The organism is Bacillus sp. PK6-025 (assembly GCF_056530265.1).
The window spans coordinates 1,734,377-1,755,553 of sequence record NZ_CP096509.1; the positions used below are offsets into that span (position 1 = coordinate 1,734,377).

Sequence of the window (21,177 nt, forward strand, 5' to 3'; positions counted from 1 at the left end):
AATTGACTTATAGAGATGGATATACCAAGAGCAACCTTTAGGGCAGGAGGAGTGGACGATTCAATGAAATGGCACGAGATGGGACAAACCGAATTGTTAAACATAACAAAAACGTCCATCGGCAAAGGTTTAACAGAAAAAGAGGCCGAAAAGCGGCTGGAAAGACACGGAACAAACGAACTTCAGGAAGGGGAAAAAACATCGGCGATCGCACTGTTTTTTTCTCAATTCAAGGACTTCATGGTTCTTGTTTTGCTTGCGGCCACGTTGATCTCTGGTTTCCTCGGGGAGTATATTGACGCCATCGCGATCATTGCGATCATCTTTGTAAACGGCATTCTCGGCTTCTTTCAGGAGAGACGGGCGGAAAGATCGCTCGAGGCTTTGAAGGAACTGTCGGCTCCTCAAGTGGCTGTGCTCCGGGAGGGGGAATGGGTAAAGATCCCTTCCAAAGAGCTCGTTCCGGGAGATGTTGTCCGTTTTGCAAGCGGAGACAGAATCGGCGCCGATCTCAGGCTTGTCGAGACAAAGAGCCTTGAAATAGAAGAATCGGCTCTTACGGGTGAATCGCTTCCCGTGTCTAAACAGGCAGAAGCTTTTCAGGCGTCCGACGTATCGCTGGGCGATCTGAAGAATATGGCTTTCATGGGAACGTTGGTCACAAGGGGGAGCGGCACCGGCGTCGTTATCGGCACGGGAATGAACTCTGCGATGGGAAAAATCGCCGATATGCTCGAATCTGCCGGGAATACGGCGACCCCGCTGCAAAGAAGGCTTGAAGAGCTCGGCAAAATTTTGATTGTCGCCGCTTTGTTCCTGACGCTGCTTGTCGTTGCTGCCGGAGTCATCCAGGGGCATGACCTATACAGCATGTTTTTAGCGGGCGTTTCCCTTGCCGTCGCTGCCATACCTGAAGGGCTGCCGGCCATTGTCACGGTCGCTCTGTCTCTCGGCGTACAGCGGATGATCAGGCAAAAGTCGATCGTCAGAAAGCTCCCCGCGGTTGAGACGCTCGGCTGCGCGTCCATAATTTGCTCCGATAAAACCGGGACGATGACGCAGAACAAAATGACGGTCACCCATGTCTGGTCAGGCGGGAAAACGTGGAACGTGTCAGGGATCGGCTACGAACCCGAAGGCTCCTTCACCATGAACGGGCGCGACGTGCAAGCCAGGCATCATAAACCGCTCCAACAGGTCCTTCTGTTCGGCGCATTATGCAATTCATCTTCGATTATCGAAAAAGACGGGGAGTTTCGTCTTGACGGCGATCCCACCGAAGGCGCTTTGCTGACGGCAGCACGAAAAGCGGGTTTTACGGACAGATATGTTGACGAACATTTTAAAATCATCGAGGAGTTTCCGTTTGATTCGACGCGGAAAATGATGTCTGTCATTGCGGAAGATAAGAGCGGCAAGCGCTTTGTCATCACAAAGGGCGCGCCTGATGTATTGATGAAGCGTTCGTCGCATACGCTGACGGACGAAAAGCGCGAAATCTTCACAAAGGCAAGACTCGCCGAAACAAGCGCGGCGCTGGAAACGCTTGCGTCCCAAGCGCTGAGGACGATTGCTGTCGCGTATAAACCGATCAAAGAAACAGAAAATCTCTCGCTCGAAAAAGCGGAGTCAGGCTTAACTTTCATCGGGCTGTTAGGGATGATCGATCCGCCGCGGCCCGAAGTGAAAACAGCGATTAAAGAGTGCCGGGAAGCGGGGATCAAAACAGTGATGATCACCGGCGATCATGTAATAACGGCAACAGCCATCGCAAAAGATCTCGGGTTATTGCCGCCGCGCGGAAAGGTCGTGGACGGCCAGATGCTGAACGAACTCTCGCAGGAAGAATTGGCGGAAATTGTTGACGATGTTTACGTGTTTGCAAGGGTGTCGCCCGAACATAAGCTGAAGATCGTGACCGCCTACCAGGAAAACGGCCACATCGTCGCCATGACTGGAGACGGAGTCAATGATGCCCCTGCGATTAAACAGGCGGATATCGGCATTTCGATGGGGATTACGGGAACGGATGTTGCCAAGGAGGCATCATCGCTCATTCTTGTCGATGATAATTTTGCGACGATTAAATCGGCCATCAAGGAAGGACGCAATATCTATGAAAATATTAGAAAGTTCATCAGATATTTGCTCGCATCCAATGTCGGCGAAATTTTGGTCATGCTGTTTGCGATGCTGCTCGCTCTGCCGCTGCCGCTTGTTCCGATACAGATTCTATGGGTCAACCTTGTGACGGACGGCCTGCCTGCCATGGCGCTCGGCATGGATCAGCCTGAAGACGATGTGATGCAGAGGAAGCCGCGAAGTCCGAAAGAAGGCGTGTTTGCAAGGGGGCTCGGCTGGAAGGTCGTATCGCGCGGCTTTTTAATCGGAATTGCCACACTCGGGGCGTTTATGTTCATTTACAATCGCAACCCGGAAGCGCTTGAGTATGCTCAGACGGTCGCTTTTGCAACGCTCGTCCTTGCACAGCTGATCCATGTGTTCGACTGCCGGAGCGAGCGGTCTATCTTTGACCGCAATCCGTTTGAAAACATTTATTTGCTCGGCGCAGTATTGTCTTCGATTCTTTTAATGCTTGTCGTTATTTATTATCCGCCGCTGCAGCCGATTTTCCATACGGTTCCGATTTTAATGGCAGACTGGCTCCTGATTGTCGGAATGTCGGCGATTCCAACTTTTTTATTGGCCGGGTCACTTTTGACAAGAAAAAAATAGGCTTGTATGATATAATCTTAAAGGTAATAGAGGTTTCTATTGCCTTTTCATCTTGCGTAAATTTAAATCAAAGAAGTCTTTTTCACTTATACGGAATTGGGTGTGTTTTATGATACGGAGTATGACCGGTTTCGGCAGCGCGAGCAAAACGAAGGATGGGCTGACAGCAGCTGTTGAGCTGAAATCTGTCAACTATCGGTTTAAAGAAGTAAACGCACGCATGCCAAGACCTTTGCTCTATTTAGAAGACAAAATAAAGCAAACGATTTTTAAACATATACAAAGGGGGCGGCTGGAGCTGTTCGTGTCCGTTGACGACGAGGCTCTGGTCACCCGGAAAATCCAGGTTGACTGGCCGCTGCTTGAAGAGTACCAGAAAGCCGCGCGCGAAATGAAAGAGCGCTGCCGGCTTTCAGGAGAGATCACGCTTCAAGACGCCTTTCAGTTTGACCATGTCATCCAAGTTGAAGAAGAGACGATCCAAAACGACAAGCTTGAAGAAGTCCTTCTTGAAGCGGTCGAGGCTGCCGTTCTTGAATTATGCAGCATGCGCGAAGCAGAAGGGCTGAGGCTGAAGGATGACTGCCTTCAGCATATTGAAAGGCTTGAAAAGCTGACAGACGACATTGCAGAGCTTGCTCCCAAGGTCGTCGGCCACTATCGGGAACGCCTTGAGGCGCGCCTTGAAGAATGGTCAACAGACGGTCTCGATGAAAGCCGTCTGCTGACGGAAGTCGCACTGTTTGCAGACCGATCGGATATCACGGAAGAAGTGACGAGGCTGAAAAGCCATTTCCGCCAGTTCCGCGATATTTGCGAAGCGGGTGGGGCCGCGGGGAGAAAGCTCGACTTCCTCGTCCAGGAGCTGAACCGTGAAGCGAACACGATCGGTTCAAAAGCGAATGATCACCAGATCACAAAACATGTGGTCGAAATGAAAAGCTCTATTGAAAAAATAAAAGAACAAGTGCAAAATATAGAATAGCGATTGTGCGTATTGTTTACGGATGTTCTCTGCAGGTTAAACTAGAGACGTCCAAGTACAGGGGGAACGTATAGGATGACGATTAAACTGATCAATATCGGCTTTGGTAATATCATATCCGCGAATCGGCTGATCTCGATTGTGAGTCCGGAGTCCGCGCCTATTAAGCGGATGATCCAGGATGCCAGAGACCGCGGCATGCTTATAGATGCTACATATGGAAGAAGAACCCGTGCGGTTGTCATTATGGACAGTGACCATATCATCTTATCTGCCGTCCAGCCTGAGACAGTAGCACAAAGGCTTTCCGTTAAAGAAGAAATTATGGATGAAGGGCAGGGATAAGAGCTTTATGAAAGAAAGAGGTTTATTAATCGTTCTCTCCGGCCCTTCCGGCGTCGGAAAAGGAACAGTCAGGCAGGCGCTGTTTGCTCAGGAGGACACAAAATTTGAATATTCGATTTCGGTGACGACAAGAAAACCGCGGCAAGGCGAAAGAGACGGTGTCGACTACTTTTTTAAGACGCGCGAAGAGTTCGAAGAGATGATCGAGAACAACAAGCTGCTCGAATGGGCCGAATATGTCGGCAACTATTACGGAACACCCGTTGACTACGTCGAACAGACCCTTGAAAGCGGCAGGGACGTTTTTCTCGAAATTGAAGTCCAAGGTGCGCTGCAAGTCAGAAAGGCATTTCCTGAAGGCCTGTTTATCTTTTTGGCGCCTCCGAGTCTCGCCGAATTGAAAAACCGGATTGTCACAAGAGGGACAGAAACAGAAGCCCTGATCGAAAACCGGATGAAAGCGGCGAAGGAAGAAATCGAACTGATGGACGCCTACGATTATGTTGTCGAAAATGACAGCATTGAGCTTGCGTGCGAAAGAATCAAAGCAATCGTTCTCGCCGAACATTTACGGCGCGACCGCGTTGCTCCAAGATATAAGAAAATGCTGGAGGTTGAATAATTATGCTAGATCCGTCAATTGACTCTTTAATGAATAAACTGGATTCAAAATACACGCTCGTTACCGTATCGGCCCGACGCGCGCGCGAAATGCAGATCAACAAAGACGCGCAGATCGAAAATCCGAAGTCGCATAAATTTGTAGGCAAAGCGCTGGAAGAAATTGATGCCGGACTGCTTACATTCGAAAAGGAAAATCGCTAATAGCCTTAAAAATAGCAACCTATACACTAGGTTGTTATTTTTTTCAGGGCCGGCGAACAGAACATAAGGGGGAGAAAAAACGATGCTGAAAAATCGCAACATCCTGCTGGGAGTAAGCGGAGGAATCGCAGTATACAAAGCGGCCGCCTTGACGAGCAAGCTCGTACAGGCAGGAGCCAATGTGAAAGTCATCATGACAAAATCCGCCTGTGAATTTGTGTCTCCGCTCACCTTTCAAGCGCTTTCGCGCAATGAAGTATATACCAACACGTTTGAAGAACCGAATCCCCGTGTCATCGCCCATATCGATGCCGCGGATTGGGCTGATCTTGTGATCGTTGCTCCGGCAACGGCCAATGTGATCGGAAAACTCGCTTCAGGCATTGCCGATGACATGCTGACGACGACGCTTTTAGCGACGACTGCGCCGGTTTGGATCGCTCCGGCCATGAACGTCCATATGTACGACCACCCGGCCGTTCAGCGGAACATCAGCGTTCTTTACAAAGACGGCTGCCGGTTTATCGAGCCGAGTGAAGGCTACCTTGCGTGCGGCTATATCGGCAAAGGCAGACTTGAAGAGCCCGAACGGATCGTCCAGTTGGTCGAGTCGTATTTTTCAAACGAAAACAGCGGTTTGCTTGAAGGAAAGCGTGTCTTAATTACAGCGGGCCCGACAAGAGAACAAATCGATCCCGTCCGCTTTTTCTCCAACCGTTCGACAGGGAAAATGGGCTATGCTTTCGCTGAGGAAGCGGCGAAAATGGGAGCGCGCGTAACGCTGATTGCCGGCCCGACATCGCTTGATGATCCCGCAGGAGTTGACGTTATTCATGTTCAGTCTGCAGAAGATATGTATCAAGCGGCTTTATCTGTTTTCGATGAGAGCGACATCGTCATCAAAACGGCAGCTGTCGCTGATTACAGGCCAAAGCATATTCACGATCAAAAAATGAAGAAAAAGGACGGCGGTCTCGTCATTGAGCTTGAGCGGACGAAGGATATTTTAAAAGCGCTGGGAGAACGGAAAACAAAGCAAGTCTTGGTCGGCTTTGCAGCTGAAACGCAGCACGTCGAAGACTATGCCAAACAAAAGCTGGAGAAAAAAAATCTCGATCTGATTGTCGCCAACAATATCACGGCCGAAGGGGCCGGTTTTGGAACGGAAACCAACATCGTGACGGTGTTTCACCGAGACGGTAAAAAGACGGCGCACCCTCTGATGTCAAAACGGGAGGTTGCCGCCGAAGTCTTGAAGGAAGCCGCTGAGCTTGCCGGCCGGAGCGGAACGTCCTCATGAATTTCGCTGAAGTGATCGTCGATGTTACAACCAAAAATATCGACAGACCGTTTGACTACCGCATTCCCGACAAATTCAAAGGGATGATTAAAAAAGGGATGCGCGTGATTGTTCCGTTCGGCGCCCGCAAAATCCAGGGATTTGTCACCGGCGTGAAAGAATCGTCTGAGCTCGCCGGCCGTTCGGTTAAGGATATCCAGGATATCCTTGATCTGACGCCCGTTTTGACGGAGGAGCTGCTTGAGCTGTCAGATTGGCTGACAGAAAAAACACTTTCTTTTAAAATTACGGCTCTTCAGGCGATGCTCCCCGCGGCTATGAAAGCAAAATACGGCAAAGAAATCAAGGTGATCGGTGATAAGCCGCTTCCCGAACCGCTTAAAACCCTGTTCTTGCAAAAAGAAACACTTTCTTATTCCGATATAGATGACCATGGGACATTAAAGCTGATTCAGCGCCAGGTTCAAGAGGGCAACCTTGAAGTGGCCTATAAAGTAAAGCAGAAAACAAACAAAAAAACGCGGAGAATGATCGCTCCCCTTTCTGCGAAAGAACATTTAAAAGAAGCGCTTGACAGCCTCTCCCCGCAAGCTGTCAAACAAAAAGCGGTCCTTCAGTTTTTCATCGACCGCAAAGAATCCGGTGCTGTTCCGGCAAAAGAGCTGATCGGCAAAACGGGAGGCTCTTCCGCGTCCGTAAAAGCGCTGATCGACAAGGGGCTGTTAAAGGAAAGCGAAGAGGAGGTTTACAGGGATCCTTATCAGGACAGAATGTTCAAAAAAACCGAACCGCTTCCGCTGACTGAAGAGCAGGCGCAGGCCTATGAGGCGATAGCAGAGGCGATCGAAGACAAGCGGCACGATGTGTTTCTTCTTCACGGAGTGACTGGAAGCGGAAAAACGGAAGTCTATCTGCAATCGATCGAAAAGGTGCTGGAAGCCGGCAAAGAAGCGATCGTTCTCGTTCCGGAAATTTCGCTGACGCCGCAGATGGTCAACCGCTTTAAAGGCCGCTTTGGCTCACAGGTAGCCGTCCTGCACAGCGGGCTTTCAACAGGAGAAAAATATGATGAATGGCGGAAAATCCACCGCAAAGAAGTCCGGCTTGTCGTCGGGGCGCGCTCGGCGATTTTCGCGCCGTTTGAAAATCTCGGCATGATTATTATCGATGAAGAGCACGAAACATCGTACAAGCAGGAAGAGATGCCGAGATACCATGCGAAAGAAGCGGCGATTCAAAGGGCCGAATACCACCGCTGTCCTGTCGTCCTCGGCAGTGCGACGCCGACGCTCGAATCGTTCGCAAGGGCGAAAAAAGGCGTGTACAAGCTTCTTTCCCTCAAGCACCGCGTCAATCACCAAGTCATGCCTGACGTGTCTCTCGTCGATATGAGGGAGGAACTGCGCAGCGGAAACCGCTCGATGTTTTCCAAAGACTTAATGGCCGGACTTGAGGAAACCCTTGAAAAAGGAGAGCAGGCCGTTCTGTTTTTAAACAAAAGGGGATATTCCTCATTTGTCATGTGCAGGGACTGCGGATATGTCATCCAGTGCCCTCATTGCGAAATCTCGTTGACGTACCACAGGTATGGACAGCGTCTGAAGTGCCATTACTGCGGCTATGAAACCGGCATGCCGTCAAGCTGCCCCGAATGCGGAAGCGAGCATATCCGCTACTTTGGCACAGGCACACAGCGGGTCGAAGAAGAATTGACGAAGGTACTGCCGGCTGCAAGGGTGATCCGCATGGACGTCGATACAACCTCGAGAAAAGGAGCGCATGAAAAGCTGCTCACATCCTTTGGCAAAGGTGAAGCCGATATTCTGCTCGGAACACAGATGATCGCCAAAGGGCTCGATTTTGAAAACGTCACGCTCGTCGGTGTTTTGAGCGCGGATACGATGCTGCACATCCCCGATTTCAGAGCCGCTGAAAAAACGTTCCAGCTGATGACACAGGTGAGCGGAAGAGCGGGGCGCCACGAAAAGCCGGGCAAGGTGATCATTCAGACGTACACCCCGTCCCATTACAGCATTCAGCTCACGAAAACGCACGATTATGAAACGTTCTTCCGGCAGGAGATGCTGCACAGAAGGGAACAGGCCTATCCTCCCTATTATTATTTGGCGCTCGTCAGCGTATCGCACGAAGAAGTGACGAAGGCGGCGCTCGTGACTGAAAAAATCGCCAACTATTTAAAAAAGAACATTTCAAGCGAGGCGAAGATTCTCGGCCCAGTCGCATCGCCGATCGCCAGGATCAAAGATAGATATCGCTATCAATGCGTGATAAAATACAAACAGGAAAACCAGCTTACATCGTTGCTTAAAAACATTATGGATCATTACAAACGAGATATTGAACAAAAGCAATTGATGATTTCGATCGACATGAATCCATATATGATGATGTAAAAATAACAGTGTGATGGAGGGCTTCTAGATTGGCAGTAAAACCGATCGTAACGTATCCGGCGGAGGTTCTTGAAACCCCTGCCGAACCCGTTGCGTCTTTTGATAAATCATTAAAGAAACTGCTCGACAATATGTATGATACGATGCTTGAGCTGGACGGAGTCGGGCTTGCCGCCCCGCAAATCGGCGTTTTAAAAAGAGCGGCAGTCGTCGATATCGGCGATGACACGGGCAGAATTGAACTGGTCAACCCGGAGGTCATCGAAGAGAGCGGCGAACAGACGGGCCCTGAAGGCTGTTTGAGCTTTCCCGATCTATACGGTGAAGTGAAGCGTTCGGATTATGTAAAGGTCAAGGCGTTCGACCGCCGCGGAAAACCGTTCACGATTGAAGCTGAAGGCTTTTTGGCGCGGGCGCTGCTGCATGAAATCGACCATTTGGACGGTATTTTATTCACATCAAAAGTTACGCGCTATTATGATGCGGAAGAACTTGAGGAAATGGAAGGATGATTGGATGACAAGGATCGTTTTTATGGGAACGCCGGATTTTTCCGTCCCGGTGCTCAGCACATTGATTGATGACGGCTATGAGGTGGTGGGTGTCGTCACCCAGCCTGACCGCCCGAAAGGCAGAAAAAAAGTGATGACCCCTCCGCCTGTCAAGGAGGAAGCGCTGCGCCGCGGCATTCCCGTGCTCCAGCCTGAAAAAGTGAGGGAAGATGCGGAGACGGACAGGATTTTGGCGCTTGAACCCGATCTAATTGTAACCGCGGCATTCGGGCAGATCCTGCCGAAAAAGCTCCTCGATTATCCGAAATACGGCTGTATCAATGTCCATGCCTCTCTTCTGCCCGAGCTGCGCGGAGGAGCTCCGATCCATTACGCCATTCTGGAAGGCAAAGAGAAAACGGGCGTGACGATCATGTACATGGTCGAAAAATTGGATGCAGGCGATATGCTTGCCAAAGTCGAAGTTGACATCGAAGAAACCGATAATGTCGGCACGCTCCACGACAAGCTGAGCAAGGCCGGGGCTGAGCTTCTTTCCGAAACGGTTCCGAAGGTCATTGACGGTTCGGCAACCCCTGAAAAACAGGATGAACGGGAAGCGACATATGCGCCGAACATTAAACGCGAACAGGAACTGATCGACTGGTCAAAGCCCGGCGAAGTCCTGTACAACCAAGTCAGGGGCTTGAATCCTTGGCCTGTCGCATACACGGTTTTAAGCGGCCAGACGCTGAAAGTATGGGCTGCGAAAAAATGCGAAGCCTTAAAACAGGCAGAGCCGGGAGAAATCGTCTCCGTTGAAAAAGACGGCATTGTCGTCGCTACCGGAAATGGCACCGCGTTAAAATTAACGGAAGTGCAGCCTGCGGGCAAAAAAAGAATGAAGGCCGAAGATTTTGTCAGGGGAGCGGGTCTTCAAGCCGGAATGAAATTGGGTCATAGCGATGAAAAATAATGTGAGGGAAGTCGCGCTTGATGCACTGATTAAGCTTGACCAGAATCAGGCATACAGCAATCTTTTGCTTCAGTCTGTCATGAAAGCGAACGATTTAAGCGACAAAGACAGAGGCCTTTTGACAGAACTCGTTTACGGCACCCTTCAAAACAAGCTGGCGCTCGATTATATGCTGAAGCCGTTTATTAAAAAACCGGAAAAAGTGAAAGACTGGGTCATCCATCTGTTGAGAATGTCGCTGTACCAGATGGAATACCTGGAGAAAATCCCTGACCGGGCCGCCCTTTTTGAAGCTGTTGAAATCGCTAAAAAACGCGGGCATAAAGGAATTTCTTCATTTGTTAACGGCGTTCTGCGCTCTGTTCAGAGAGAAGGCGTGCCTTCTTTTGCTGATATTGCCGACCCGGTTGAACGCCTTGCGGTTGAGACAAGCCATCCGGAATGGCTTGTCAGGGAATGGACCGATGCCTACGGGTTCGAAGCGGCAGAACAAATCTGCCGGATTCACATGATCCCGCCGAAGCAGACGATCCGCGTCAACAGGCTGAAACACGACCGGGATACGCTTCTTTCCCGCCTGAATGAAGCGGGGATTGAGGCGGAAGAAGGCGACTTGTCCGAAGACGCTGTCAAACTGCAAAAAGGAACGATTGCGTCCACTCCTTTTTTCAAAGAAGGCGAAGTCACCATACAAGATGAAAGCTCAATGCTGGTAGCGCGAGCCCTCGGTCCTGAGCGGGGAGAAACGGTGCTGGACGCCTGCGCAGCGCCGGGAGGAAAATCCACTCATATCGGCGAACTGCTCGAAGATACGGGAAAGATCATTTCCCTTGACCTTCATCAGCATAAAGTAAAGCTGATCAAAGAAGCGGCAGGCCGGATCGGGCTTTCCAACATTGAAGCAAGGGCGCTGGATGCCAGAAAAGCCGGCGAAGCCTTCGAACCGGAGCAGTTTGACCGGATTCTCGTCGACGCTCCGTGTTCGGGCTTCGGTGTCATCCGCAGAAAACCGGATCTCAAATACAGCAAAACGCCCGAAGACAGCGCGCGTCTCGCTGGGATTCAGCTGGCGATTTTAAACGAAATCGCACCTTTATTGAAAACAGACGGGACATTGGTCTACAGCACATGCACAATGGACCCGACCGAAAATGAACAAGTCATGCATGCTTTTTTGAAAGAACACGATGAATTTGAAGCAGACCCCACCCTCGCCGAGCGGCTGCCCGAAAAAGCGGCGCCGTATGTCAAGGATGGAAGCATTCAAATCCTTCCCCACTACTTCGGAACGGACGGCTTCTTTATTTGCAGCATGAGAAAGAAGGGATCACAATAATGGAATCGAAACAAAAAGTAAGAAAAGAATTGCGGACAGAAAGACCGTCCATCTATTCTTTTGAAATAGAAGAACTGAAAAGCTGGCTTTCGGAAAACGGCGAAAAACCTTTCCGCGCCGCGCAAATATTCGAATGGCTTTACGAAAAGAGAGTCACGTCATTTGAAAAGATGACAAACCTTTCAAAAGAGCTGCGGACAAAGTTGAACGAGCATTTCGTATTAACGACGCTGAAAACGGCCGTCAAGCAGACTTCACAAGATGGAACGATGAAGTTTTTATTTGAGCTTCATGACGGCTACACGATCGAAACCGTATTAATGCGGCACGAATATGGCAATTCTGTTTGTGTAACGACACAGGTGGGCTGCCGAATCGGCTGTACGTTTTGCGCGTCGACCCTCGGCGGCTTAAAGCGGAACCTGGAAGCCGGAGAGATCGTCGCCCAGGTTGTCAAAGTGCAGCAGGCGCTTGATGAAACAGATGAACGCGTCAGTTCCATCGTCATTATGGGAATCGGCGAGCCGTTCGATAATTTTCAGGAAATGCTTGCATTCCTGAAAATCGTCAACCATGATAAAGGGCTGAATATCGGGGCGCGCCATATCACCGTATCAACGAGCGGGATCATTCCGAAAATCTATGAGTTTGCAGACGAGAAGCTGCAGATCAACTTTGCGATTTCTCTGCACGCCCCGAACACTGAGATCAGAAGCCGGCTGATGCCGATCAACAGAGCCTACAAGCTGCCGGAGCTGATGAAAGCGGTCGATTACTACATTAAGAAAACCGGCAGAAGGGTTACGTTTGAATACGGGCTTTTCGGCGGTGTTAACGATCAGGTTGAACACGCGGAAGAGCTGGCTGAATTGCTAAAAGGAATCAAATGCCACGTCAACTTGATTCCGGTCAACTATGTACCTGAACGAGACTATGTCAGAACACCGAAAGAACAGATTTTCGCCTTTGAAAAAACATTAAAGTCTCATGGAGTAAATGTCACGATCAGAAGAGAGCAAGGCCATGATATTGACGCTGCCTGCGGACAGCTTCGTGCAAAGGAGCGCCAGGAAGAGACGAGGTGAATCAAGGTTGAAAACAGCCTTAAAAACGGACAGGGGAAAAATACGCCAGCACAATGAAGACGATGCCGGCATTTTCACAGAAAAAAACGGACTGGTTTTAGCTGTTGTCTGCGATGGAATGGGAGGTCATCTGGCCGGCGACGTTGCCAGCAGGATGGCCGTCTCAGCCCTTCGGGATATCTGGGAGGAAACCGAAGAAGTCCCGGCTTCGCCGGCTGAATGCGAAGCTTGGCTGAAAGAGCAGATTTCAGCCGTCAACCAAAAACTTTTCGACCATGCGAGGGCGCATGAAGAGTGCCAGGGAATGGGAACAACGGTCGTCTGCGCTTTATACACGGGAAAAACGCTGACAGTCGCCCATATCGGAGACAGCCGCTGCTATCTCCTGCAAGGCGGCCATTTCATACAGCTGACGGAAGATCACTCGCTTGTCAATGAACTCGTGCGGACAGGGGGGATTTCGAAGGAAGATGCCGAACACCATCCGCGGAAGAACGTGCTGACAAAAGCGCTTGGCACTGATCCGGAAGTGAAGGTTGAAGCCCATACTTTTGAAATCGAACCGGGCGATCAAGTTCTATTATGCTCTGACGGGCTGACGAATAAAGTAGACGATGAGTCACTGAAGGATATGCTTACAGCTCTTTCTTCTGCGGAGGAGAAAGCGGAACAGCTCGTTCAGCTGGCCAATGACAACGGCGGCGAGGACAATATCACCGTCGCGCTATTGGAACTTCCTTCTCAAATAGAAGAAGGTGAAGACAAGTGTTAATCGGCAGACGGATCAGCGGACGTTACGAAATCCTGCGCGCCATCGGCGGCGGGGGGATGGCGAACGTTTATTTAGCGCTGGACATCATCCTCGACCGTGAAGTCGCGATAAAAGTGCTGCGGTTTGACTTCGTTCACGATGCCGATTTTATCAGGCGGTTCAGAAGGGAAGCGCAGTCCGCTGCAAGCCTCGACCACCCGAATATCGTCAGCATTTATGATGTCGGAGAAGAAGATGACATCTATTATATCGTGATGGAGTATGTCGAGGGGATGACCCTGAAAGAATACATAAACCGAACAGGCCCGCTTCATCCAAAAGAAGCGGTCCAAATCATGGAGCAGATCGTATCCGCCATCGCACACGCTCATGATAACCAGATTGTTCACCGGGATATTAAGCCCCACAACATTTTGATCGACCATATGGGCCACATTAAAGTGACCGATTTCGGCATCGCCATGGCGCTCAGTTCGACGACCATCACGCACACCAACTCGGTTTTGGGCTCTGTCCATTATTTGTCGCCCGAACAGGCGAGAGGCGGATTGTCTACGAAAAAATCCGATATCTACTCGCTCGGCATCGTGCTTTTCGAGCTGCTGACGGCGCGTATGCCGTTTGAAGGAGAATCGGCGGTCAGCATCGCGCTGAAGCATCTGCAATCAGAAACGCCGTCGGTGAAAAGGTGGAACCCGGCTGTGCCGCAAAGCATAGAAAACATCGTCCTGAAAGCGATGGCAAAAGATCCATTCCACCGCTATGAAGCGGCCGAAGAGATGGAATCCGATTTAAAAACGGCTTTCGACCCGGACAGGCTCAACGAAAAGCGATTCACGATTCCAGCTGATGATGAGATGACGAAAGCTGTTCCGATCATCAAAAACCTGCCGGAAGACGAGAGCGGTGACAAGTCCGGCGACGGAGAAGCGGAAGCGGCTCCGTTATCAAAGAAAGAAAAGAAGAAGCAGTCAAAAGCAAACAAGAAGAAAAAAAGAAAGAAATGGCCGCTTATATTGCTGACGGTGTTTTTCGTTCTCGTTGTGTCAGCCGTCTTGGCTTTGACGGTGTTTCCGTCGCTCTTTATTCCAAAAGATGTAGCCGTTCCCGATGTAGCAGGCCTTGAGTATGAAGAAGCCGTCATCAAGCTTGAAGACGAAGGGTTTGAAGTGGATCCGAATGCTGAAGACATTGCCGACGATAAAATTGAAGAAGGGCTGATCGTGAAAACGGACCCTGCAGCCGGCGATATCGTAAAGGAAGGCTCAACTGTCAAGCTTTATAAAAGCTCAGGCAAAGAAAAAACAGAAGTGGAAGATGTGGTCGGCCAGAAAGTCGACGCCGCCAAAAAGCTTCTCGAGCAAAAGGGCTTTAAAAACATCAAGACAGAAGAAGTGCACCATGAAGAAGAAGCAGGCACCATCATCGAACAGGACCCCGCAGCCGGCACCGAAATCGTTGCCGCCGACGACGAGATCAAATTAACGGTCAGCCTCGGTCCGGAAGCCATTACTTTAAGGGATTTAAAAACATACAGCAAACAGGCGGCTTCGGGCTATTTGGACGACCATCAGCTTGTCCTTGTCGAAAAGGAGGCGCATTCTGAAGATGTGCCGGAAGGTCAGGTCATCAAACAAAAGCCGGGGGCGGGGGCATCCGTCAAGCCGGGAGACAAAGTCGAGGTTACGTTTTCGCTCGGACCTGAGAAAAAACCCGTCAAAACGGTGACCGAGAAAATTGATATCCCTTATGAACCGGGAGCGGAGGGCGAAGAACAAAACGTCCAAATTTCGATCGATGATGAAGAACACAGCATTTCCGACGTCTATGAAAATTTTAAAATCACGGCGCCGGCAGAGCGGACGATCAAATTCAGGATTGCGCCCGGGCAAAAAGGGTATTATCAAGTAACGATCAACGATAAAGTAGTCAGGTCAAAAACGATTGAATATCCTGAGGATGAATAAGGGAGGTGCGATATGCCTGAGGGCAAAATCATTAAAGCATTAAGCGGATTTTACTATGTTTTGGATGGTGATCAGATCATTCAGTGCAGGGGAAGAGGGGTTTTCAGAAAAAATAAAATCACCCCTCTCGTCGGCGACGATGTCGTCTACCAGGCCGATAACGATAAAGAAGGCTACATTCTCGAGATTAAAGACAGATTCAATGAATTGGTCAGACCTCCGATCAGCAACGTGGATCAGGCGGTTCTCGTGTTTTCGGCAAAAGAGCCGACATTCAGCACGTCGCTATTGGATCGTTTTTTAGTGTTGGTTGAGGCGGGTGGCATCAGGCCGATCATATGCATTACGAAAATGGACCTCGTGGATGATGACGCGCTCAAAGAGCGGATTCACCATTATGCCGAAGACTACCGGAACATCGGGTACAGCGTCTATACGACATCGATGAAAAACGGAAGCGGCATCGAAGACATCGTCTCCCATTTTCAAGACAAAATCACCGTATTCGCCGGCCAGTCCGGCGTGGGCAAATCTTCGCTTTTAAATGCGATCAGCCCCGAGCTTGAACTGAAAACCGCCGGGATTTCCGCCCACTTGGGAAGGGGAAAGCATACGACCCGCCATGTGGAGCTGATCGATATAAACGGCGGGCTCGTCGCGGACACCCCGGGCTTCAGCTCGCTTGAGTTTGCCGGTATTGAAGCTGAAGATTTAGGGTCTGCGTTTTTGGAAATCAGCGAAAAAAGCGCCGAATGCAAGTTCCGCGGGTGCCTGCATATGAAAGAGCCGAACTGCGCCGTCAAACGCGCCGTGGAAAACGGTGAAATCGCCCAGTACCGCTACGACCATTATGTTGAATTTTTAACAGAGATCAAAGACAGAAAGCCGAGGTATTAAGATATGGTATATGTTGCTCCTTCGATTCTTTCAGCCGATTTTGCCCGTCTAGGGGAGGAGATTCGGGATGTTGAACAAGGCGGCGCCGATTTCATCCACATCGATGTGATGGATGGCCATTTCGTTCCCAACCTGACCATCGGGCCGCTTGTAGTGGAAGCCGTCCGCCCGATCACAGAACTTCCGCTCGACGTTCATTTAATGATTGAAGCGCCTGACCGCTATATACCTGCTTTTGCAAAAGCGGGCGCCGATATTTTGTCCGTCCATGTTGAAGCGTGCCCGCACCTTCACAGGACGATCCAGCTCATCAAAGAGCAAGGAGTCAAAGCGGGTGTTGTCTTGAATCCGCATACCCCTGTGCAGCAGATCGAGCATGTGCTTGAAGACCTTGATCTCGTACTATTGATGACAGTGAATCCGGGCTTCGGCGGACAGTCGTTTATTTCCTCAGTCCTGCCGAAAATCAGGCAGGTCAAGGAGATGGCCGAGCAAAAAGGGCTCGCCGACCTGCTGATTGAAGTGGACGGCGGCGTCAACAAAATGACGGCAAGACAGTGTATCGAAGCAGGGGCAAATCTGCTTGTTGCGGGCTCTGCCGTTTATAACGAAAAAGACCGCAAAAAAGCCATTTCCGATATAAAAGGTGCGCTTGGGTAAGGTTTCCCGATGAAAAAGAGCCGGCTTTCTCAAGCTGAGCTCTTTTTTTACGGCGTTTACAGAAAGGACAATGCGATGAAAACGATCAATATTGTAGCGGGAGGTCCCGATCATCTCATTCCCGACTTGCTGCAGTATCAGGACGGCGATGCGCTTTGGGTCGGGGTTGACAGAGGCGCTGTAACCCTTTTGGCAGCGGGGATCGTGCCTGATGAAGCGTTCGGGGATTTTGACAGCATCACAGACGAGCAAAAAAAGGCTATTGAAAAGGCGGCTCCCCGCCTCCATATTTATCAGGCGGAAAAAGATCAGACGGATTTGGACCTTGCGTTGAGCTGGGCGGTCGGACAGCGGCCTTCATGCATTAGAATGTTCGGCATTTCGGGAGGCAGAGCAGACCATTTTCTCGGGAATCTGCATCTCCTTTACACCGCGATGAAGCAAAACGTCAAGACCGTCATGATCGACCGCCAAAATACGATTAGCATGCACCCCCAAGGCTCTTACACCGTCATGCGTGATCAAACAAAACCGTACATTTCATTCCTGCCGTTTACGGAGACGGTAAAAAACCTTTCCCTCGAAGGATTTAAGTATTCTTTAAATAAGTGTCATATTGCTCTAGGTTCGACACTATGTATTAGTAACGAACTCATCCATTCACAAGGTGCTTTTTCGTTTTCTGAAGGCATATTAATAATGATAAGAAGCACTGATTAAATATCCTGGCGCTTCCGCTCGCTTTGTGTTTGGGATCCGATGTTGAAGGTGGATGCGGTTGCGGACTCTTTGAGGAGGGAAGGGAATGAAATTTTACACCATTAAATTACCGAAGTTTTTAGGGGGAATCGTCCGGGCGATGCTTGGCTCGTTTCGCAAAGACTAAGAAGCGCCGGGTGCGCTTTTTTTGCGGAGCGGGTCAAAGGGCTCTCCCCGGATGGCAAGCAAAAGAACGAAAAAAACGCCTGCCTAAAGCGTACAGTCGCTCTTGGCAGGCGTTTATTTTTTCTTATACACGCTCAACTTTTCCAGATTTCAAAGCTCGAGCAGATACATATACTTTTTTAGGCTTGCCGTTCACAAGGATGCGCACTTTTTGAACGTTAGCGCCCCATGTGCGTTTAGAAGCGTTCATCGCGTGAGAACGAGAGTTGCCAGAACGTGATTTTCTGCCTGTAATAACGCATTTACGTGCCATTTGTTTCCCTCCTAACTATCAAAAAAAACATCATCATTCATTATCAGTTGATCACCTGTGATGCTTCAGATACTTTAATAATTTACCACAGCTGAAAACCGTTTGCAACTATTGATTGCTCTGCTTTCAAGAAAAATCCCTTGACATCTTGAAAAAATGAACGCGCTGTAGTATAAGTAGGGTTAGGTTTGGAGAGAAGCCTGCCTGTTCTTTTAAAAAGAAGGTCCTTATAGTAGAATGATGTTAACCAGAGGTCAGAAGCGAGACTCGAAAAGGAGGAACCAACGTGTCCATTGAATTCCGAACAAAATACGGACAGATTGATATATCAAACGAAGTGGTCGCCATGGTTGCGGGAGGCGCAGCGATCGACTGCTACGGGATCGTAGGTATGGCATCCAAGAACCAAATTAAAGACGGACTGACTGAAATCCTCAGAAAAGAAAACTTTGCAAGAGGCGTCATCGTCCGCCAAGAAGAAGATCGTATTCATATTGACATGTACATCATTGTCAGCTACGGAACAAAAATTTCAGAAGTGGCACATAATGTTCAAACAAAAGTCAAATATACGCTCGACCATACAGTGGGTCTTGCAGTGGATTCCGTAAATATTTACGTTCAAGGAGTACGAGTGACGAACCCGTAGTTAGGAGGAAAACAAGAGTGTCTATACGAAATCTGGATGGAAAAGCTTTTGCAGAAATGGTTCTGTACGGCGCACGCCATCTGTCTCAAAACGCAAATGTAGTTGATGCGTTAAATGTATTTCCGGTTCCGGACGGAGATACAGGAACGAACATGAATCTGTCGATGACATCCGGTGCAAAAGAAGTGGAGCAGATCGATGCCGCCAATATCGGCAAAGTGGCACAAAGCCTGTCAAGAGGGCTTCTGATGGGAGCGCGGGGAAACTCGGGCGTCATTTTATCCCAGCTGTTCAGAGGCTTTGGCAAATCGATTGAACAGAAATCGGAAATTAACGCCAAAGAATTTGCCGCCGCGTTCCAGGCCGGAGTGGACACTGCCTACAAGGCCGTCATGAAGCCTGTCGAAGGCACGATCTTGACGGTTGCCAAAGATGCGGCAAAAAAAGCAGTGCTCACCGCTCAAACTGAAACCGATATCATCAAGGTGATGGAAGCCGTCGTGAATGAAGCGGAGGCTTCATTGGAGCGGACGCCTGAGCTGCTTCCGGTTTTAAAGGAAGTCGGTGTCGTCGACAGCGGCGGAAAAGGGCTGCTTTACGTGTATGAAGGGTTTCTCGCTTCTTTAAAGGGAGAAAAGCTTTCTGAAAAAGCGGCCGCTCTTCCGTCATTGGATGATCTTGTCAGCGCGGAGCACCATAAAAACGCTCAAAGCCACATGAATACAGAAGACATCGAATTCGGCTATTGCACGGAATTTATGGTAAAGCTCGACAGCGGTAAAAGAAACTTTAATGAAGATGCGTTCCGCCAGGATTTAAGCGGCTTCGGTGATTCACTGCTCGTCGTCTCAGACGAAAATATCGCCAAGGTGCACATCCACGCCGAATATCCGGGGGAAGTCATGACTTATGCGCAAAAATACGGCAGCTTAATCAACATGAAAATCGAAAACATGAGAGAGCAGCACAGCGCGATTCTCAATCAGAACAAACAGGAGGCAGCTGCCCCGGCAGAAAAAGCGCCGGCTGAAAAGCAGCCGTACGGCGTCGTCACTGTGGCCATGGGAGAAGGAATCGCCGAACTTTTCGAAAGCATCGGCGCCACAAAGGTCATCGAAGGCGGTCAGACGATGAATCCGAGCACGGAAGACATCGTTCAGGCGATAAAAGACGCCAACGCGGACACGGTCTTGATTCTGCCGAATAATTCAAACATTGTCATGGCGGCGAACCAGGCCGCGGATGTTGCCGGACAACATGTGATTGTCATCCCGACGAAGACTGTTCCTCAAGGAATGGCCGCGCTCCTCGCATTCAACCCGGCCCTTGGAGCGGACGAGAATCAAGCCGCTATGCTCGGTGCGATCGGCGAGGTGAAAAGCGGACAAATCACCTATGCGGTCAGAGACACTAACATTGACGGCATCGATATTAAAAAAGGCGATTTTATGGGCATCTTAAACGGTAAAATCGTTGAGACGGCATCTGACCAGTTAGCAGCAGCGAAAAAGCTGCTCGCAGGCATGATCGATGAAGACAGTGAAATCGTCACTGTGATCAAAGGGGAAGACGCGCCGGAAGAAGAGGCCGAAGAACTCGCAGCCTTTATCAGCGAGACGTACGAAGACGTTGAAGTGGAAGTGCACGACGGAAAACAGCCGCTGTATTCCTACATTCTGGCTGTTGAATAATCGATCAAAGGCAGAAGGGCATGATGATAAAAGCCCTTCTCTTCTTTTGGCTTTTTTTAAAGCATCAGCCCGCTCGGACGTTGTCTGCTTGCCAATTGGGGAATGATCGATTAGTCTAAAAAAAACGGCTTTTTTTCCTCCGTACAGCGGGGGAATCTGTGTGTAAAAGGGGGATAAGGATGAAGTACAGAAGTGTGTTTGATATTATCGGGCCCGTCATGATCGGTCCGTCAAGTTCTCATACGGCCGGCGCGGCCAGAATCGGCAGAGTCGCCAGAAGCGTGTTTGGGAGGGAGCCGAAACAAATCGTTGTGTCATTGTACGGTTCTTTTGCCGAGACGTATAAAGGACATGGAACAGATGTTGCGATCATCGGCGGCCTTTTGGATTTTGATACATTTGATGAAAGAATCAAAGATTCGATCCGCCTAGCTGAAGAAAAGGGAATCGCCATCGAGTTCCGGGAAGAAGAAGCGGTTCCAACGCATCCCAATACAGCCCGCATCCTCATCTCTGATGATGAAGGCTCCCTTGAACTCGCAGGCATCTCAATCGGCGGGGGGAAAATCGAAATCATTGAGCTGAACGGCTTTGAGCTCAGATTGTCGGGAAATCACCCTGCTATTTTAGTCGTCCATAACGACCGCTATGGAACGATTGCAGGCGTAGCCAATGTGCTTGCAAAGTTCGCAATCAACATCGGCCATATGGAAGTGGCCCGCAAAGACGTCGGCCAGGAAGCGCTCATGACGATTGAGGTCGATCAAACGATCGATCCGGCTGTTTTTGAAGAATTGAGAGCGCTGCCGAACATCATTGAGGTGACCCAGATCGCTGACTAAAAGGAGGG

Annotated in this window: 21 protein-coding genes; 20 read left to right on the forward strand and 1 reads right to left on the reverse strand. The window is 49.8% G+C overall.

Annotated features, from left to right (window positions below; translation table 11 throughout):
* Window positions 1-63: 63 nt before the first annotated feature.
* From M1D67_RS09010 to spoVM, 17 genes are all read left to right on the forward strand, one after another.
* Window positions 64-2,736, forward strand: a complete 2,673-nt coding sequence (locus tag M1D67_RS09010) for a calcium-translocating P-type ATPase, SERCA-type (protein WP_020451342.1) — start codon at window positions 64-66, stop codon at window positions 2,734-2,736.
* Window positions 2,737-2,845: 109 nt separating this feature from the next.
* On the forward strand, window positions 2,846-3,721 hold the full coding sequence (locus M1D67_RS09015; protein WP_020451343.1) for a YicC/YloC family endoribonuclease: 876 nt from the start codon (window positions 2,846-2,848) through the stop codon (window positions 3,719-3,721).
* 75 nt (window positions 3,722-3,796) lie between these two features.
* Window positions 3,797-4,066: an extracellular matrix/biofilm regulator RemA gene (gene remA, locus M1D67_RS09020; RefSeq protein ID WP_003181657.1), complete on the forward strand. Its 270-nt coding sequence runs from the start codon at window positions 3,797-3,799 to the stop codon at window positions 4,064-4,066.
* A gap of 7 nt (window positions 4,067-4,073) precedes the next feature.
* Window positions 4,074-4,688 (forward strand): guanylate kinase, encoded by a 615-nt coding sequence (gene gmk, locus M1D67_RS09025; RefSeq protein WP_003181659.1) that lies wholly within the window; start codon window positions 4,074-4,076, stop codon window positions 4,686-4,688.
* Between the two features lie 2 nt (window positions 4,689-4,690).
* Window positions 4,691-4,891, forward strand: coding sequence for a DNA-directed RNA polymerase subunit omega (rpoZ, locus tag M1D67_RS09030; protein ID WP_020451344.1), 201 nt, complete (start codon window positions 4,691-4,693; stop codon window positions 4,889-4,891).
* A gap of 82 nt (window positions 4,892-4,973) precedes the next feature.
* Window positions 4,974-6,191, forward strand: a complete 1,218-nt coding sequence (coaBC, locus tag M1D67_RS09035) for a bifunctional phosphopantothenoylcysteine decarboxylase/phosphopantothenate--cysteine ligase CoaBC (protein ID WP_101560829.1) — start codon at window positions 4,974-4,976, stop codon at window positions 6,189-6,191.
* On the forward strand, window positions 6,188-8,605 hold the full coding sequence (gene priA / locus M1D67_RS09040; RefSeq protein WP_479831784.1) for a primosomal protein N': 2,418 nt from the start codon (window positions 6,188-6,190) through the stop codon (window positions 8,603-8,605). Before coaBC ends, priA begins: the two co-directional genes overlap by 4 nt.
* Before the next feature lie 29 nt (window positions 8,606-8,634).
* Window positions 8,635-9,117, forward strand: a complete 483-nt coding sequence (gene def / locus M1D67_RS09045) for a peptide deformylase (RefSeq protein WP_020451347.1) — start codon at window positions 8,635-8,637, stop codon at window positions 9,115-9,117.
* A gap of 4 nt (window positions 9,118-9,121) precedes the next feature.
* Window positions 9,122-10,072 (forward strand): methionyl-tRNA formyltransferase, encoded by a 951-nt coding sequence (gene fmt / locus M1D67_RS09050; RefSeq protein WP_020451348.1) that lies wholly within the window; start codon window positions 9,122-9,124, stop codon window positions 10,070-10,072.
* Window positions 10,062-11,408 (forward strand): 16S rRNA (cytosine(967)-C(5))-methyltransferase RsmB, encoded by a 1,347-nt coding sequence (gene rsmB, locus M1D67_RS09055; RefSeq protein WP_020451349.1) that lies wholly within the window; start codon window positions 10,062-10,064, stop codon window positions 11,406-11,408. The genes fmt and rsmB overlap by 11 nt, the downstream gene beginning before the upstream one ends.
* Window positions 11,408-12,493 carry a dual-specificity RNA methyltransferase RlmN gene (gene rlmN, locus M1D67_RS09060; protein ID WP_020451350.1) on the forward strand — a complete coding sequence of 362 codons (1,086 nt, stop codon included), beginning with the start codon at window positions 11,408-11,410 and terminating at the stop codon, window positions 12,491-12,493. The genes rsmB and rlmN overlap by 1 nt, the downstream gene beginning before the upstream one ends.
* A 7-nt stretch (window positions 12,494-12,500) precedes the next feature.
* Window positions 12,501-13,265 carry a Stp1/IreP family PP2C-type Ser/Thr phosphatase gene (locus tag M1D67_RS09065; protein WP_026579742.1) on the forward strand — a complete coding sequence of 255 codons (765 nt, stop codon included), beginning with the start codon at window positions 12,501-12,503 and terminating at the stop codon, window positions 13,263-13,265.
* Window positions 13,259-15,232: a Stk1 family PASTA domain-containing Ser/Thr kinase gene (gene pknB / locus M1D67_RS09070; protein ID WP_096748088.1), complete on the forward strand. Its 1,974-nt coding sequence runs from the start codon at window positions 13,259-13,261 to the stop codon at window positions 15,230-15,232. The genes M1D67_RS09065 and pknB overlap by 7 nt, the downstream gene beginning before the upstream one ends.
* Before the next feature lie 12 nt (window positions 15,233-15,244).
* Complete coding sequence (gene rsgA, locus M1D67_RS09075) at window positions 15,245-16,129, forward strand: ribosome small subunit-dependent GTPase A (RefSeq protein ID WP_023857223.1); 885 nt, start codon at window positions 15,245-15,247, stop codon at window positions 16,127-16,129.
* A gap of 3 nt (window positions 16,130-16,132) precedes the next feature.
* On the forward strand, window positions 16,133-16,789 hold the full coding sequence (rpe, locus tag M1D67_RS09080) for a ribulose-phosphate 3-epimerase (protein WP_039072720.1): 657 nt from the start codon (window positions 16,133-16,135) through the stop codon (window positions 16,787-16,789).
* A 75-nt stretch (window positions 16,790-16,864) separates the two neighbouring features.
* Window positions 16,865-17,509 (forward strand): thiamine diphosphokinase, encoded by a 645-nt coding sequence (locus M1D67_RS09085; RefSeq protein ID WP_025811376.1) that lies wholly within the window; start codon window positions 16,865-16,867, stop codon window positions 17,507-17,509.
* 85 nt (window positions 17,510-17,594) lie between these two features.
* Window positions 17,595-17,675 (forward strand): stage V sporulation protein SpoVM, encoded by an 81-nt coding sequence (gene spoVM, locus M1D67_RS09090; protein ID WP_003221545.1) that lies wholly within the window; start codon window positions 17,595-17,597, stop codon window positions 17,673-17,675.
* A 123-nt stretch (window positions 17,676-17,798) separates the two neighbouring features.
* Here the strand turns inward: spoVM and rpmB are convergent, their stop codons facing one another.
* Window positions 17,799-17,987: a 50S ribosomal protein L28 gene (gene rpmB / locus M1D67_RS09095; protein WP_003181685.1), complete on the reverse strand. Its 189-nt coding sequence runs from the start codon at window positions 17,985-17,987 to the stop codon at window positions 17,799-17,801.
* Window positions 17,988-18,273: 286 nt separating this feature from the next.
* On the opposite strand from rpmB, the gene M1D67_RS09100 reads away from it, so the two are divergent.
* From M1D67_RS09100 to sdaAB, 3 genes are all read left to right on the forward strand, one after another.
* Window positions 18,274-18,636 (forward strand): Asp23/Gls24 family envelope stress response protein, encoded by a 363-nt coding sequence (locus tag M1D67_RS09100; RefSeq protein WP_003181687.1) that lies wholly within the window; start codon window positions 18,274-18,276, stop codon window positions 18,634-18,636.
* A 17-nt stretch (window positions 18,637-18,653) separates the two neighbouring features.
* Window positions 18,654-20,327: a DAK2 domain-containing protein gene (locus M1D67_RS09105; RefSeq protein WP_080131363.1), complete on the forward strand. Its 1,674-nt coding sequence runs from the start codon at window positions 18,654-18,656 to the stop codon at window positions 20,325-20,327.
* Window positions 20,328-20,506: 179 nt separating this feature from the next.
* On the forward strand, window positions 20,507-21,169 hold the full coding sequence (sdaAB, locus tag M1D67_RS09110; RefSeq protein ID WP_020451357.1) for an L-serine ammonia-lyase, iron-sulfur-dependent subunit beta: 663 nt from the start codon (window positions 20,507-20,509) through the stop codon (window positions 21,167-21,169).
* The last annotated feature ends 8 nt before the right edge of the window (window positions 21,170-21,177 follow it).